This is a genomic window from Halostella litorea, assembly GCF_004785955.1.
In the GTDB taxonomy this organism is placed as follows: domain Archaea; phylum Halobacteriota; class Halobacteria; order Halobacteriales; family Natronoarchaeaceae; genus Halostella; species Halostella litorea.
The window spans coordinates 164,775-178,902 of record NZ_SJER01000001.1; the positions used below are offsets into that span (position 1 = coordinate 164,775).

Here is a 14,128-nt window from a genome sequence, read left to right on the forward strand (position 1 = left end):
CTCGTGTGCCCGGCGCGCCTACTCCAACGGGAGCTCCTGGCTCTCGTGGTGCGTGCCGAGGATCACCATCGTCTGGGAGCGCGCGAAGCCGTCCATCCGGGCGACGCGCTCGAACATCAGCTCCCGGAGCGCGTCGGCGTCCTCGGCGTACACCCGCGCCATCACGTCCCACTCGCCGGTCGTCAGGTGGATCTCCTGGACGCCCTCGACCTCCTGGAGGCGCTCCAGCGTGTCCTGCTCGCGGCCCTGCTCGACGCGCAGGCCGACGACGGCGGAGATGCCGAGGCCGACGGCCCGCGGGTCCACCTCGGCGTGGTACCCCTCGATGACCCCGGCCTCCTCCATCCGGGAGACGCGGTCGTGGACGGTCGCGCTCGACATCTCGATCTCCCGGGCGACCTCGCTGAACGGCGTCCGGGCGTCCGCCTGGAGGATGCGGAGTATCTCGCGGTCCGTGTCGTCCAGCTCCATACGCGGCGTTCGGACACCGCCGCCGTCAATCTATCCCCGGTCGGGCCGCCCTCTCGCCACGGCCCGCCTCGCTCCCACCGCCCCGCTCCGATCCCCGTCGGTCGGCGACCGGCCGCCTCAGCGCTCCTCCAGGATGGCCGAGAGCGCGGCCGCGACGTCCTCGTACGTCGCAATCGTCATGCTGTCGGCCGTCGCGAACACGCCCTCGGTGTCGGTCGTCACGCGGACAAGGTAGCCGTTCTCGAACGCGCGGATCGTGAACTCGTAGTCCCCAAGTTCGGTCCCCTCGTAGGCCGACTGCGTGGTCTTGAAGTCCTGCCACTCGTTGCCGATAAAGCCCATCAGGTCGGCGTCCTGCTCCAGGTCGTCGCGCAGGTACAGCTGCTCGAAGTCGTCGCGCGTGAAGTATGTGATCGACCGGAGGCTGTCGCCGATCGCCGTGCGACACAGCGAGACGACCCTGTCGGCCGCTTCGTCCGCCAGCAGATCGTTTTCCATAGTCGGTGGGCACAGAACCGATCACCATAACGGTACTGTTCGCCCGGGAATCCGCGACGGGCCGGCCGCCGACGGGCGGCCGGACAGGTCGGCGTAGAAAGGGTTTTGTCGGCGCGGTGCCCCGATAGGGGACGTGCGCATCGAGAACAGTTTCATCCCGGTCCGCGGCGTCGGCGAGGAAACCGAGCGCCGCCTCTGGCGCGACGGCGTCACGCGCTGGGAGGCGTTCGAACCGTCCCACCTCGGCCCGACGACCGGCGAGCGCGTCGAGGAGTTCATCGCGACGGCCTGGGAGCGCCTCGACGACGGCGACGCCGGCTTCTTCGCCGAGCGGTTCCCGCAGGGGAGCCACTGGCGGCTGTACGAGAACTTCCGGTCCGACGTCTGTTACTTCGACATCGAGACGACCGGCCTCTCCCCCGAGCGCGACCGCGTGACGACGGTGAGCTTCCACCGCGACGGCGAGACCACGACGCTCGTCCGCGGCGAGAACCTCACCGCCGACGCGATCGAACGGCAGTTCGCCGGCGCCTCGCTCGTGGCGACGTTCAACGGCAAGCGGTTCGACGTGCCGTTCCTCGAAACGTCGTTCGACGTCTCCGTCGAGACGCCCCACGTCGACCTCATGTACCCCTGTCGGCAGACCGGCCTCACGGGCGGGCTGAAGGCGATCGAGCGGGACATCGGGCTCGAACGGGACCGGCCCGACATCTCCGGCGAGGACGCCGTCCGCCTCTGGCGCGAGTACGAGGCCGGCGACGACGGCGCGCTCGACACGCTCGTCTCGTACAACCGCGAGGACGCGGCGAACCTCGCCCGCCTGATGGACGCCGTCACCGAACGGCTCCACGACGACGTGTTCGAGGCCGAGCGCGCGGCCGACGCCTGACTCGTCACGTCACCAACCGTTATTGTCCCCCCGCCTGATCGGGGGCGTATGGATCCGACGGACCCGACGCTGTCGCGTCGCCGATTACTGCAGGCGACGGCCGGTACCGCGGCCGCCGCGGGGCTGGCCGGCCGCGGCGTCGCCGACGCCCGAACCGCCTCCGCCCCACCCGGAACCGACGTTCTGCGCCTGGTCGGCGAGCGTCTCCGGAGTCTCGACCCCGTCGCCGCCAGCCGCCGGACCGCGCTGGAGGTCGTCACGCAGGTGTTCGACACGCTGACGGAGTTCTCCGACGGCGAGACCGGGCCGGAACCGCTGCTCGCCCGCAGCGTCGAGACGAGCAACGACGGCCGGACCGTCCGGATCGAACTGGAGCAGGGGGTCCGGTTCCACGACGGGCAGGCCCTCACCGCCGGCGACGTCGTGTACACCTTCGAGCGGGTCGCCCAGTCGAGCGCGTCGGGCTATCGGAGTTTGCTGCTCGACGACATGGGCGTCGCCCACCGCACCGACGGCGGCGACTACGTGCCGGGGTCGCTGGCCGTCTCCGCGGAGTCGTCGGAGGTCGTGACGATGCAACTCGAGTCCCCCTTCCACTCCGTCCGGGAACTGCTCGCGATGCCGTGGTTCTCGATCGTTCCCGAGGGACTCGTCGGCGACGTCGAGGGGTACGGCGGGAAGATGACCCAGGAGGAGTTCGCACAGTACCCCGTCGGCTGCGGGCCGTTCGCGTTCGAACGCTGGAACTCGGGGAGCGAAATCCAGGTGCGCCGATGGGACGAGTACCACGGGAGGGTTCCGTCCGTCGAGGCGGTCAACTGGCGGATCATCCGCGACGACGACGCGAGGTACACGTACTCGGTGCTAAACGAGCGCGCACACGAGGTCGACGTGCCCCGGTCACAGTTCGATTCCGGGAAGGTGTCCGTCGACCGCACCGACGACCGCGGCCGGCACATCGGGACGTACGGCCCGCTGGAGAACGGCCGGACGGCCGAGTACTTCTCGGTGCCCGACCTGCTCACCTACTACGTCGGGTTCAACCAGGAGAGCACGCGTCCAGCGGGCAGGAAGGCGTTCGCGCACGTCCTCAACCAGACGGCGGTGGCACGGGACCTGTTCGACGGCCCCGCCCGCCCCGCCGCTCACCTCAGCCCGCCGAACCTCTTCCGGGACAACGCGGCCGGTTACCGCGAGCACGCCAAGGAGTACCCGTACGGCATCAACGAGACGCGGATCGACCGCGCGCGGGCGGTCATGGAGGACGCGGGGTACAGCGAAAACGACCCCTACGAACTGGAGTTCGCCATATACCCGTCGGACGTCTGGCGCGACGTCGGACAGATCGTCCGCGACCAGCTTCAGTCCGCCCACGTCGACGTCACGCTGGAGCAGATGGGGTTCACTACGCTCACGGAGCGGGGGCGCAACGGCGACCTCGAAGCGTACGCGCTCGGGTGGGGAGCCAACTACCCGGCCGCGCCCGATTTCCTCCAGAACCTCGCGCCCGAAAACACGGACACGTCCGCCGGTTCGGCGATATCGTTCGCCGACTGGTCCGGGACGGACGCCGCCGAGGAGGCCGCACAGGCCTGGGAGTACATCCAGCGGGAGCCCGAGCCGAACCCCGAAGCGTTCGTCGTGATGGAGCGGATGAACTGGGAGGACGTGGTCCTGCTGCCCGTCTTCCACCCGGCGATCGAGACGATGTGGGACGGCACGCTCGACGTGCCGATGCACGGCTCCGTCGGGCGACAGAAGTACAACACCGTCACCGAGCCCGGGGGCGGCGGTGGAGGTGGGGGCGGTGGCGGCGGGGGCGACGATACCGGCGGCGGTACCGATGACGGGGGAGACGGCCAGGCCGGCGGTGGCGGCAGGGCGGGAGTGACGGTGGAGTTCACCGACGACTACCAGATGTCGCCCGAGGAGGTCGTAATCGAGCCCGGGACGACCGTCAGGTTCGAGTGGGCGGGCGGCGGCTCCCACAATCTCGTGGTCGAGAGCCAGCCGGACGGGGCGAACTGGACGGGTCAGGAACCCCTCGAAGACGAGGGGTACGTCTACGAACACACGTTCGAGGTGCCCGGCGTGTACGAGTACCACTGCGCGCCCCACGAGTCGCTCGGCGAGGAAGGGGTCATCCGCGTCGTGGAGGAACAGGGGACGGCCAGCGGGGGCGGCGGCGACGGGAGCGACGGCACCGCGACCGCAGTCGAGCCCACTGCCACGACCGACGGACCGGCGTCCGACGGCGGATCAGGCGACACCGACGGGAACGAGTCCGGCAACGGGTCCGCCGAGTTCGCCGGCGACTCGCAGGAGATGCCCGGCTTCGGGGTCGGCAGTGCGCTGACAGCACTCGCGGCCGGCGGCGCGATCCGGTGGCTCGCAGGCGAGGACGACGAGGAGTAACGCCGTCGCTGTTCGGGACAGCGCCGTGAGAACTTTGCGAGGGAAGATCGCCCCGAAGGGACGGTCTTCCGCACTAGCGAGGGCCCGCGTGGGCCGGCAGTGCGAGGGATGCGATTTGAACGCATGGACCCCTACGGGAGCGGATCTTGAGTCCGCCGCCGTTTCCTGGCTTGGCTACCCTCGCACGCAGTCGGGTCGAACGCCCTCGTAGTGGTTTAAGGCTCCGGTTTGGGCTCGATGCGGGTCGACACAATGCTTTTTACCGGGCGGCCGTCTCGGGGGAAGCATGTCGGATACGGCCGGGTTTCGTGACGCCCTCCACGGGATCGCGTCGCGCCTCCACGCGGACATGAGCGAAACGGACGTGGCGAACGCGTTCCTCAACGAGGACTTCTACGGCCGCCTCGGCTACGACGGTGCCGGCCACGACCTCCGCAGCGAGTGGACGCTCCCGGACGACCGACGCCCCGACTACGTCACGCTCGACGCGAACGAGTCCGCCACCGCCGTCTACGAGTTCAAAACGACCGGGCGGGACCTCGACCCGCACGACGACCAGCTGTTTCACTACGTGGACGAACTCAAGGCCGACTACGGCGTCCTCACGAACGGCGACGAACTCCGCCTGTACCGCCGGGACGGGCGGACGCATCTCCTCACCGTCGCGCTGGAAGACGCGACCGAGGGCGACGCCGCCGACCTCGAAGCGGCGCTTCGGAAACCGGAGTGGGACGTCACGGACCCGGACAGCGTCGACGAGTTCCTCGACCGCCTCGACGAGGTGGCGCTCGACGGCCAGCTCGGCCGGGAACACTTCTTCGAGACGTTCCGCCTGGAGGAGAACAGCCCCTTCGCCGACCTCGTGACGGCGATGATGGACCTGCTCGCTGAGCTCAGGGACGAGCGGGACGCGAAGTTCGTCACGGGGGCCTACGACTTCTGGGAGGCCAGTTACGCCAGCGTCCCCGAGGACGTCCCGGAGTCGTGGGAGCCGTTCGTCGACGGTGAGGGCTCGCTCCGGGACTTCATGTTCTGTCTGGAGTCCGGGCACGCCCTGCTGGCCCGCCTCCTCCTGGCGAAGGCGACCGACGACCACGACTTCTTCCCGCACAGCAAGGGGCTCCGGCGGTACGTCGACGAACTCGGCGGGTTCGACGGACGCATCGACCTCGACGCCTACCCCATCGCGGCCAACGGGATGATCGAGGACATGCGAAACCAGCTCGTCGAGAGCCCGTTCGAGGACGACATCTTCGTCTGGTGGACGGACGGCTACGGCGAGCAGACCGCCAGCCAGCACGCGAACCACTACTCGCGGTTCCGCGACGTGGCCGAGGGCGGGAGCGACGTGACCCGCGTGAGCACGGCGACCCGGGAGCGGTTCAGCCGCGCCATCGCACACGTCGCCTTCGCCGTGCTGAAGTTCGACTTTTCCCGGATCGAGGGCGACCCGCTCGGCAACCTCTACCAGCGGTACTTCGACCCGGAGACGCGGAAGGCCCTCGGGGAGTTCTACACCCCGCAGGCGGTCGCCGAGTACATCATGGACAGCGTGGACTACGACGTGGGCGTCTCCGGGGGGCGCCTCGTCGACCCCTCCTGTGGCTCCGGGACGTTCCTCGTCGAGGCGGTCGACCGCTACCTCGACGACGTGCGCCGGTACGACGACGACCCGGACTGGGCCGACCGCCTCACCGAACTGTGCACGCACCCCCACATCGTCGGCCTCGACGTCCACCCGTTCGCGGTGTTGATGGCCCAGATCCGGTTTCTGGTCGCCGTCCTCCCCGAGTACCGCGAGGCGAAGCGGGACGACGAGTCGTTCACCATCCGCCGGCTGCCGATCTTCCGAACCGACACCCTCCGCAACGAGCGCGAGTTGACGGGCGTGGAGGTCGGCGACGGGGACCAGACGCAGATGACGCTCGACGCGGTCACGGAGGACGGCCGGGACGTGAAAATCCCCGTGCCCCTCCCCATCGAGGTCGACGACGGCGAGGTGGCCGACGCCGACCGGGAGGACGGGTTCCTCGTCCAGCGGGTTCGGATGCCGCGGTACGACACGGTCAGGACGTCGGCGGGCGTCCGGAACTTCGGGGAGTACTACGCCGCCCTGCAGGGCGTGCTCGACGTCGTGAAGTTCCACATGCGCGAGGGCCGCTGGGAGTACGAGGGCGGCCTCGAGGAGGGCATCCACCGCTACACGACCCGCGAGTACGACGGCGTGGCGGACTTCTTCGAGCCGTACGTCGACGACGTGCTCGGGACGGTTCGGTATCTCCGCGACGAACACGGGGACGGCCGCCTGTTCAAGATGTTCGAGGACACCGTGCTCGCGCTCGTCGTCAAGAACTACATGGAGTACGACTACGTCGTCGGGAACCCCCCGTACGTGAACATCAAGGGCATCCCCGACGCCCGACAGGAGACGTACGAGCGCCTCTACCGCTCGGCCTACGGCAGGTACGACCTCTACGTGCTCTTTCTCGAACGCGGGCTCGGGATGCTCTCGGCGGACGGTCGGCTGGGGTTCATCACGCCGAACAAGTTCACGCGGTCGAACTACGGCAAGGAGATCCGGCGGATCATCGCCGAGGAGTACTCCCTCGCGTCGTACGTGGAGTTCGGCGACGTGGACGTGTTCGACGACGCGACCAACTTCGCCTGCATCCTCACCGTCGACCGGGACGGGAGCCGCACCGAGACGCCGTACGCGAAAGTGCACAGGGGGAGCGACGGCGTTCTGCAGGACGTCCGGGACCGCCTCGGGGCGGCGGAGACGGTCACCGAGGAACTGGAGCTGTCGACGTTCCCGACCGACCGGCTCGGCGCCGACAGCTGGCGGTTCACGCCGGCGTCGGTCAGGTCGGTCGCCGAGAAACTCGACCGGAACGCCGCCACCGCCGTGGGGGACGTCTGTCTGGGCATCAGGCAGGGCGTCTCGTCGGGCGGCGACGATGCCTTCGTCGTCGACGAATCGGAGATAGCCGAACACGACCTTGAGCGGGACCTCCTCCTGCCGATCGTCCGCGGCAAGCACGTCCGGCGGTGGGCGGTCGAGTGGGACGGCGAGTACGCGGTCTACCCCTACGACGAGCGGGGCGAACTGGTCGACCTGTCGAACTACCCGAACACGAAAGCCTACCTCGACTCGATGGCGGACTACCTCGCGGACCGGTACTGCGTCGACACGGGGTCGAAGGGGATCTACGAGTACGACGGGGTGCGCCCGAAGTCGGTGTACGAGGGCGATTTCCGGATCCCCACGCCCGACATGAGCACGGAGAACAACTTCGCACACGCCGAGGGGTTCCGCTGCTTCAAGAACACGTCGTACGTGGCCACGTTCGACGACGACGCGGCGTACTCCGAGATGGAGCTACTGGGGCTGCTCAACAGTTCGGCCGCGGAGTTCGTCGTCAAACAGACCAGCCCCCCGCTCCGCGGGCGGCCGTTCAGGTACCGGTACAAGACGCAGTACGTCGACGCGATCCCGCTGCCGGAACCCGGCTCCGGCGTCGCCGACCTCGCGCGGGAGGCCGTCGAGCACGACCGGCTTCGGAAGAAGGTCGCGTCGTTCCCCGGGGCGTACCTCGACGACTTCGACGGGGAACTCGGGTACGTCGACTACGAGTGGCGGACGCGCCGGACCCCCGTGGACGCGGCGGTCGAGGAGACGGACGACGGACGGTTCGCCGTCACGGCCGGCCGCACCGACGAGATCACCGCGCCGCTGCTGGACCGCGGGGACCGCGACGAGCGTCGGCTCCGGGCGCGGTACGTCCGCGCCGCCGTCGACGGCCGGGACGTGAGCGAGGGCGAGACGCGGACGATCCCGATCCCCGAGACCCGGGACGACGTGGAACGGCTGCTCGACGCGCTTGCGGCCGACCGGCGAGCGGTCAAGGAGACGAGCGTCGACGCCCTCGAAGCCGAGATAGACCGGCTGGTGTACGACGCGTTCGACCTCTCCGAGGAGGACCGGGCCGTCGTCGAGCGGTACCTCGACGTGTTCTGATCCGCCGCGGCCGGGCCGCGTCGCCGTTCTGCAGTCATCGGCACCCACCCGGGCGGGAAACCAGGGATTACGCCGACAGCGTCACGTTTCGAACAGGGGTTGGCGGTCGTTACTCGGCCCCCGCCGCGGCGTCGATAGGCCTTGGCTGTCGATAACGAAGTGGCGACGCGGCGTAGCGGCCGACGCGATGTCCCTGACCGAGATCAGCCACCTGGACGGAAAGATGGCGGAGTGCATCGACAACTGCTTCGAGGCCGCGCAGGCCTGCGAGTGGTGCGCCGACGAGTGCGCCGGCGAGGGCGAGGAGATGGCCGAGTGCCTGCGGCTCTGCCGCGACGTCGCGGACCTGACGACCATGCACGCGCGGTTCATGGCCCGGAACTCGGCGTACAGCGACGAGCTAGCCGAGACCTGCGCCGACGCCTGCGAGGCGTGTGCCGACGAGTGCGAGCGACACGACGCCGAGCACTGTCAGGTCTGTGCCGAGACGCTCCGGGAGTGCGCCCAGACCTGCCGGGAGATGGCGGGCGCGTAACGGTCACCCGGCGGTCGTCCCGTCGCCGTCGGCCGCGTATTCGACGGTCTCGACGCCCGGCAGGTCGTGGAGGCCGGCGAGCGACTCGACCTCGTGGGTCGGGTCGACCGAGAGCGACCCGTCGCGGTGGGGGCGGTGGAGGTACGCCGAGTCGATGCCGGCGTTGGCGGCGGCGGTCACGTCGCTCTCGCTGTCGCCGACGAACAGCGCGCGGCCGGCGTCCAGGTCGGCGAGCGCGCGCTCGACGTAGTGGGGGTCCGGCTTCTTCCGGTCGAGGTCCGCGACCGTCGGCTGGCGGCCGTAGTACGTCCCGAAGCGGTCCGCGAGGTCGAAGTGATCCAGCACGAACTCGATCGTCGCGTGCTGGTTCACGCTGACGATCCCGAGGTCGTGGTCCAGCGCGTCGATGGCGGACACGTCGTCGTACAGCGTCTTCTCGCCGGCCAGTATCGCCTCGCGCTGGGCGGCCGACGCGGTCTCGTCGCGGAGCCGCCAGAACTCGTCGCGGTCGAGGCCGTACTCGGCACAGAGGCCGTCGAGCCAGTCCGCCGTGACGCCGAGGGCCAGCCCCTCGACGTGGCGGTCGGGGGGCGACTCGACGCCGGCGTGGGCGAACGTCTCGCGGGCGGCGTCGTGGAGCAGGTCGCGGCCGGGCGGCGTCGTGATCACGCCGTCGTGGTCCAGCAGGATCGCGTCGTACGACATCGGTGTTGTCACCGATCCGGGGGTCGCCCACTTCGGTGCGTCGATCCGGGGTGGAGGCCGCCCGCGGCCTCGCCGGAGGAGTTACCCGCGTCCGGGGCGACGGTTCGGGCATGGACGACCACACGCGGGACCCCAGCGTCGGCCCGCCGGCCGGGGACCCGACGGGGTGGCGCGACGACGGCCAGTGGGAGCACGCCACGCTCCGGCGGGCGACGGTCCACGGCGTGCGCCTGTACAACGCCGGCGAGTTCCACGAATCCCACGACTGCTTCGAGGACGAGTGGTACAACTACGGCCGCGGGACGACCGAGAGCAAGTTCCTCCACGGGATGGTGCAGGTCGCCGCCGGCGCGTACAAGCACTTCGACTTCGAGGACGACGACGGGATGCGTTCGCTGTTCGACACCGCGCTCCAGTACTTCCACGGCGTGCCCCGCGACTTCTACGGCGTCGACCTGCCCGAGGTGCGGACGACGCTCACGAACGCTCTGAACGACCCCGAGGCGCTCCACGGCTGGCGGATACCGCTCGACGGCGACCGGCCGTCGGCGCACGACGAGGACTTCGCGTACGCGGCGGCGCTGGAGTAGCCGGGCCGGGGACCGCTCAGACCCCGAGCCACTCGTCGTTTCGGACCTCGTACCCGTGCTCCCGGCAGAACTCCGCCGCCCGGCGGCGGACGCGCCGCGAGTCCGGGACCTTCCCCTTTTCGTCGACCCGGTCGACGAGCCAGTCCGCGATCGCCCGGACGCCTTCGTCGTCATCGTCGGCGTCGACCGCCTTGAGCGCCCGGAACGTCTTCTCGTAGGCCTCGCGCTGTGACCGGCCGAGCGACGCGTTCGGGAGGCGGTCGACGGCCTCGACGACGCGTTTCATCGCCGCGGCGACCGTCGGGCGCTGGACCCGGGTCCGAACCGCCTCTGGCGACTCGAACGCCTCCGCGTCGGTCGCCGGAACGACGTCCTCGACGGTCACGGTCCCGTCCGCCGACTCGATGGTGCGGTCGCCGACGGCCGCGACGACGTCGCGGCCGGTCGCCGGGAACGTCAGGGAGTCGAGTTCCGCTTCGAGGTCGCCGAGTTCCCGCTCGTCGACCGGCGGTTCGGTCTCGTCCGACCGCTCCAGTTCGATGGCGAGGTCCCGCTTCCGCTGTCGGCGCTCGGCGTCCCGTGCTTGCTTATCTCGGCCGGACTTGTCGTCTGCCATTGTGAAATCTACGACGCCGAGCGGGATAACCCTATGCAGCGGGACGATGGGAGACGTGTCGGAGCGTCGGGGGCGGCCGGACCGGGATTCGGCGACGGCCGGTCCGCGTCGGTCGGGGCCGTCGGCAACGGATCTCAAGCCACTTTACAGAGGAGTTCGTGCTACGACACGATGCGTGTCGAACAGCGCGGCGAGGGGACGCCGGAGGTGGCGGTCGTCGCCGGAGTTCACGGCGACGAGCCCTGCGGCGTCCGGGCGGTCGAGCGGCTGCTGGACGAGCCGCTCACCGTCGACGAGCCGGTGAAGTTCGTCGTCGCCAACGAGGAGGCCATCGAGCGCGGCGAGCGCTACGTCGACACCGACCTGAACCGCGCGTTCCCGGGCGACCCCGATTCCGACGAGCACGAGCGCCGGCTGGCGGCGGCCCTGAGCGAGGAGATCGAGGGCTGTCTGACGCTGGCGATCCACTCGACGCAGTCCTACGCGGAGCCGTTCGCGGTCGTCGACGGGATCGACGACCTCGCGCGGGAGATCCCCCCGCAGCTATCGGTGACGGCGCTCGTCGAGACCAGCGAGTACATCGAGGGGCGGATCTTCGTCGCGACGGACGCCGTCGAGATAGAGGCCGGCCTGCAGGGGTCGGCGCAGGCCGAGGAGAACGCGCTCCGGGTCACGCGGGAGTTCCTGACCGCGACGGGCGTGCTCCCGGGCGAGACCGTCCGCCGGGAGGTCCCGGTGTACAAGCTGGTGCGGGCGATCGACAAGCGCCCGGCCTCGAAGTACGAGGTGTACGCGGAGAACTTCGAGCGGGTGCCCGCGGGGACGCCCTTCGCCGCCGTCGACGGCGAGTCCGTCACCGCCGAGACCGACTTCTACCCCGTCTTGCTGTCGGCTCACGGCTACTCCAGCGTGTTCGGCTACGCGGCCGAGCGGGTCGGGAGCGTCGGCGGCGACCCCTCCGCCGGCGAGTGAATCCGGGGGCCGTCCACCTTCGACGGCCCGCGTCGGGCCACCGACCGATCAGAAACGTCCGGGAGCGTCAGCCGCGCCGGTCGAGCAGCGTCTCGACGGCCGCCGCTGGCTCGTCGACCAGCGCCGCGGCACCGGCGGGGTCGAGGTCGAGCACGTCCGCGGCCGCGGCGGCCCCGCGGAGGCGGACGATGCGACGGACCTCGGCGTCGGACTTGGCCGCCGGAACCGTCGACGGGGTGGCACCCATCGCCGACTCGCGGTGGTAGCCCGCCCGCACCACGTCGCGAGCGACCGTGTCGAGCCAGTCCTCGGGATCGAGGTCGGCCGTTTCCGTGTCGTGCTGGGACCGGCCGTCGGGCTGTGACTCGTCGTCTGCTTCCCCCTCCGCGGCCCCGTCGGCGGTCGGCACGTCGCCGGGGGCGAGTTCGAGCAGCCGCGCGGTCAGCGCGAGCGTCGCCGACAGCAGGTGTGCGAGGTCGCCCTCCGCCCCGCCGCCGGCGTCGAACGTCTCGCCGACGTCCAGCGCCAGTTCCCGGAGGCGGCGGGCCGCGACCGCCAGCACGAGGTACGGCTCCGCGTCGGCCGGCACTTCGGACGCCGCGGCGAGCAGTTCGCCCTCCAACTGGCCCGTGATCCGGACGACGACCCGGACAGCGCGGCCGACGGGGTCCGCGATGGGCAGGTCGTCGGCCAGCGCGGCCAGCCGCTCGGGGTCGGACAGGAGCGCGCCGTCGCCGAACTGCTCGGCGTAGCGGCGCGCACACCGTGCGAACCGCTCGTCGGGCGGCGTCGCCAGCACGTCCTCGACGAGCATCGCGGGCTCGGGCAGCCCGAACGCGCCGGTCACCTGCTGGAGCGTCGCGCGGAGCGGCTCGACGGCGTCGGCGAGCACGGAGAGCGGCGCGGGCGGGTCGCCGGCGAAGTCCGGGCCGTCCGCCGCGGCGGGAACCGGCGTCTCGGAATCGTCCATGCACGCCGGTAGAGGGCGGGCCGACTTAACCCGCGGGCATTCACCGCGTTGCCCGGCCGGTCACTCCTCGGGCGCGAACTCGACCAGCGTCAGGTCGCGGTCGAGCGCGCAGGCGTCGTGGGGCGGGTCGCCGACGACCTCGGCGATCCGCCGCTCCTCCCCGGCGTCGGCGCCGTCGGCGACGCAGAACTCGTGGCTCGGGCACTCGACGTGGGGGCAGGGGCCGGCGAGGCTCGCCTTGCCGCCGGTGTAGGCGTTCTTCGCGGGGACGTTCGCCCGGACCGGCGCGGGTTCGACCTCGACGGCGCGCACGTCGCCGTCGTGGACGGCACAGTCCAGCGACTGGGCGTTCTCGCGGACGGAGACGACGCGGTACCGGACCCCCTCCGAGAGGTTGAGACACTGGTCGCGGTAGGGACAGCCGTCACAGCCCGCGGCCTCGCCGTGGTAGACGAACTCCTCGTCGACGGCCGCGAGGCGCGTGCCGACGAGCGTGACCTGGGACATGGCGGCCCGTAGTCGGCCGCGAGGGTTAAGCTTCCCGTCCCGTCAGTTCGTCCAGCCGATCGAAGTAGGCCTCGCGCGGGACCTGATACAGCGCCCGGTAGTCGACCTCGCCGGCGGCGAACGCCGCGGCGCGCTCCCGCGCACCCGCCAGCGCGGCCTCGCGGGAGCCGTAGCGCTCCCCGCCGTCGTCCACGTCCGGTTCGAGATACAGCGTGACGTGCCAGTCCGCGCCGGCCGGCGAGGACTCCCCCGGCGGGCGAGTCCCCCGCCGTCCCCGCGTCAGGTACAGCGTCGGGAGACACTCCGCGGGGAACCCGTCGGCGTCGAACACGTCCGGCCGGTAGGCCAGCACCAGCCGACCCTCGGACCCCTCGTTCCAGACGACCCAGCCGTCGGGGGCGTCGAAATCGCTCATGCGGCGCGGTACGGGGCCGCCACCTAAGGGGTGTGGGGTTCCGGGGCGACCGGGACAGCGAGCGCCCGAACCGCGCGGCCGCCGCTCGGTGCCGGAGTCACCCCGACGTATATAAACGCGCCCGATGTTGGGGCCGACGTGACGGGGCCGGTGGCGGGGATCCCCCGGATATTCCGGAATGTTCATGAGGGGATTGATCCCGACAAATATCTTTTGGGGTTACGCTTAAGTTGCTCAGGAACTCATAGATTAAATACTATCGGTGGAAGCCTGCCACCGAACCACCCGCGCGCCCCCGACCGGTTCCGTCGTCGACGACGTTCTCAGTCGCACCCCAGCCGTCGAAGCAGCCGTCTCGCGTGCGGCCATGGTAAACGACCACACATGTCACGCAAGCGCAGAACTACGGTCGCCCCGCCGCGTCGACCCACGACGGGAGTGGCCGCTGCGGAGGCAGTCGGTCGCGACGGCAGGCACCCACCGACCGCGCGGGGTCGGACCCGCGCTCTCCCCCCGCTGATAGCCGC

General features: G+C 70.5%; 13 protein-coding genes and 1 tRNA gene. 6 read left to right on the plus strand and 8 right to left on the minus strand.

Annotation, left to right across the window (positions count from 1 at the left end):
- Positions 1-18: 18 nt before the first annotated feature.
- Complete coding sequence (locus tag EYW40_RS06305) at positions 19-471, minus strand: Lrp/AsnC family transcriptional regulator (RefSeq protein WP_135820786.1); 453 nt, start codon at positions 469-471, stop codon at positions 19-21.
- Between the two features lie 117 nt (positions 472-588).
- Positions 589-969 carry a DUF7522 family protein gene (locus tag EYW40_RS06310; RefSeq protein ID WP_135820787.1) on the minus strand — a complete coding sequence of 127 codons (381 nt, stop codon included), beginning with the start codon at positions 967-969 and terminating at the stop codon, positions 589-591.
- Between the two features lie 133 nt (positions 970-1,102).
- Here EYW40_RS06310 and EYW40_RS06315 point away from each other — a divergent pair, with 133 nt between their 5' ends.
- The gene (locus EYW40_RS06315; protein WP_135820788.1) at positions 1,103-1,858 is read left to right on the plus strand and encodes a ribonuclease H-like domain-containing protein; all 756 of its coding nucleotides are present in this window, start codon (positions 1,103-1,105) and stop codon (positions 1,856-1,858) included.
- 48 nt (positions 1,859-1,906) lie between these two features.
- Positions 1,907-4,273, plus strand: coding sequence for an ABC transporter substrate-binding protein (locus tag EYW40_RS06320; RefSeq protein WP_135820789.1), 2,367 nt, complete (start codon positions 1,907-1,909; stop codon positions 4,271-4,273).
- Between the two features lie 100 nt (positions 4,274-4,373).
- Here the strand turns inward: EYW40_RS06320 and EYW40_RS06325 are convergent.
- Positions 4,374-4,457, minus strand: a tRNA-Leu gene (locus tag EYW40_RS06325).
- Between the two features lie 102 nt (positions 4,458-4,559).
- On the opposite strand from EYW40_RS06325, the gene EYW40_RS06330 reads away from it, so the two are divergent.
- Together EYW40_RS06330 and EYW40_RS06335 are read left to right on the plus strand one after the other, a co-directional pair.
- On the plus strand, positions 4,560-8,291 hold the full coding sequence (locus EYW40_RS06330) for an Eco57I restriction-modification methylase domain-containing protein (protein ID WP_135820790.1): 3,732 nt from the start codon (positions 4,560-4,562) through the stop codon (positions 8,289-8,291).
- Positions 8,292-8,478: 187 nt separating this feature from the next.
- Positions 8,479-8,826 (plus strand): four-helix bundle copper-binding protein, encoded by a 348-nt coding sequence (locus EYW40_RS06335; RefSeq protein ID WP_135820791.1) that lies wholly within the window; start codon positions 8,479-8,481, stop codon positions 8,824-8,826.
- A gap of 3 nt (positions 8,827-8,829) precedes the next feature.
- On the opposite strand, the gene EYW40_RS06340 is transcribed toward EYW40_RS06335, so the two are convergent.
- A complete protein-coding gene (locus EYW40_RS06340; protein WP_135820792.1) occupies positions 8,830-9,531 on the minus strand; it encodes an HAD family hydrolase in 702 nt (233 codons plus the stop codon).
- A gap of 110 nt (positions 9,532-9,641) precedes the next feature.
- Here EYW40_RS06340 and EYW40_RS06345 point away from each other — a divergent pair, with 110 nt between their 5' ends.
- Positions 9,642-10,121 carry a DUF309 domain-containing protein gene (locus tag EYW40_RS06345; RefSeq protein WP_135820793.1) on the plus strand — a complete coding sequence of 160 codons (480 nt, stop codon included), beginning with the start codon at positions 9,642-9,644 and terminating at the stop codon, positions 10,119-10,121.
- Positions 10,122-10,137: 16 nt separating this feature from the next.
- On the opposite strand, the gene EYW40_RS06350 is transcribed toward EYW40_RS06345, so the two are convergent.
- On the minus strand, positions 10,138-10,737 hold the full coding sequence (locus EYW40_RS06350; RefSeq protein WP_135820794.1) for a DUF5789 family protein: 600 nt from the start codon (positions 10,735-10,737) through the stop codon (positions 10,138-10,140).
- A 171-nt stretch (positions 10,738-10,908) separates the two neighbouring features.
- On the opposite strand from EYW40_RS06350, the gene EYW40_RS06355 reads away from it, so the two are divergent.
- Positions 10,909-11,709: a M14 family metallopeptidase gene (locus tag EYW40_RS06355; RefSeq protein ID WP_135820795.1), complete on the plus strand. Its 801-nt coding sequence runs from the start codon at positions 10,909-10,911 to the stop codon at positions 11,707-11,709.
- A gap of 67 nt (positions 11,710-11,776) precedes the next feature.
- Here EYW40_RS06355 and EYW40_RS06360 read toward each other — a convergent pair whose 3' ends face one another.
- The 3 genes from EYW40_RS06360 to EYW40_RS06370 are packed head-to-tail and all read right to left on the minus strand — an operon-like array spanning position 11,777 to position 13,601.
- The gene (locus EYW40_RS06360; protein ID WP_135820796.1) at positions 11,777-12,679 is read right to left on the minus strand and encodes a hypothetical protein; all 903 of its coding nucleotides are present in this window, start codon (positions 12,677-12,679) and stop codon (positions 11,777-11,779) included.
- Between the two features lie 60 nt (positions 12,680-12,739).
- Positions 12,740-13,186, minus strand: coding sequence for a UPF0179 family protein (locus EYW40_RS06365; protein ID WP_135820797.1), 447 nt, complete (start codon positions 13,184-13,186; stop codon positions 12,740-12,742).
- Positions 13,187-13,211: 25 nt separating this feature from the next.
- Positions 13,212-13,601 carry a DUF5820 family protein gene (locus EYW40_RS06370; protein ID WP_135820798.1) on the minus strand — a complete coding sequence of 130 codons (390 nt, stop codon included), beginning with the start codon at positions 13,599-13,601 and terminating at the stop codon, positions 13,212-13,214.
- Positions 13,602-14,128: the final 527 nt, after the last annotated feature.

What these genes read in the sequence shown, in the direction of transcription:
- EYW40_RS06320 (WP_135820789.1), top strand. Translation starts at nt 1,907, where the DNA reads ATGGATCCGACGGACCCGACGCTGTCGCGTCGCCGATTACTGCAGGCG.
- EYW40_RS06345 (WP_135820793.1), top strand. Translation starts at nt 9,642, where the DNA reads ATGGACGACCACACGCGGGACCCCAGCGTCGGCCCGCCGGCCGGGGAC.
- EYW40_RS06340 (WP_135820792.1), bottom strand. Translation starts at nt 9,531, where the DNA reads ATGTCGTACGACGCGATCCTGCTGGACCACGACGGCGTGATCACGACG.
- EYW40_RS06370 (WP_135820798.1), bottom strand. Translation starts at nt 13,601, where the DNA reads ATGAGCGATTTCGACGCCCCCGACGGCTGGGTCGTCTGGAACGAGGGG.
- EYW40_RS06335 (WP_135820791.1), top strand. Translation starts at nt 8,479, where the DNA reads ATGTCCCTGACCGAGATCAGCCACCTGGACGGAAAGATGGCGGAGTGC.
- EYW40_RS06365 (WP_135820797.1), bottom strand. Translation starts at nt 13,186, where the DNA reads ATGTCCCAGGTCACGCTCGTCGGCACGCGCCTCGCGGCCGTCGACGAG.
- EYW40_RS06350 (WP_135820794.1), bottom strand. Translation starts at nt 10,737, where the DNA reads ATGGCAGACGACAAGTCCGGCCGAGATAAGCAAGCACGGGACGCCGAG.
- EYW40_RS06330 (WP_135820790.1), top strand. Translation starts at nt 4,560, where the DNA reads ATGTCGGATACGGCCGGGTTTCGTGACGCCCTCCACGGGATCGCGTCG.
- EYW40_RS06310 (WP_135820787.1), bottom strand. Translation starts at nt 969, where the DNA reads ATGGAAAACGATCTGCTGGCGGACGAAGCGGCCGACAGGGTCGTCTCG.
- EYW40_RS06355 (WP_135820795.1), top strand. Translation starts at nt 10,909, where the DNA reads ATGCGTGTCGAACAGCGCGGCGAGGGGACGCCGGAGGTGGCGGTCGTC.
- EYW40_RS06305 (WP_135820786.1), bottom strand. Translation starts at nt 471, where the DNA reads ATGGAGCTGGACGACACGGACCGCGAGATACTCCGCATCCTCCAGGCG.
- EYW40_RS06360 (WP_135820796.1), bottom strand. Translation starts at nt 12,679, where the DNA reads ATGGACGATTCCGAGACGCCGGTTCCCGCCGCGGCGGACGGCCCGGAC.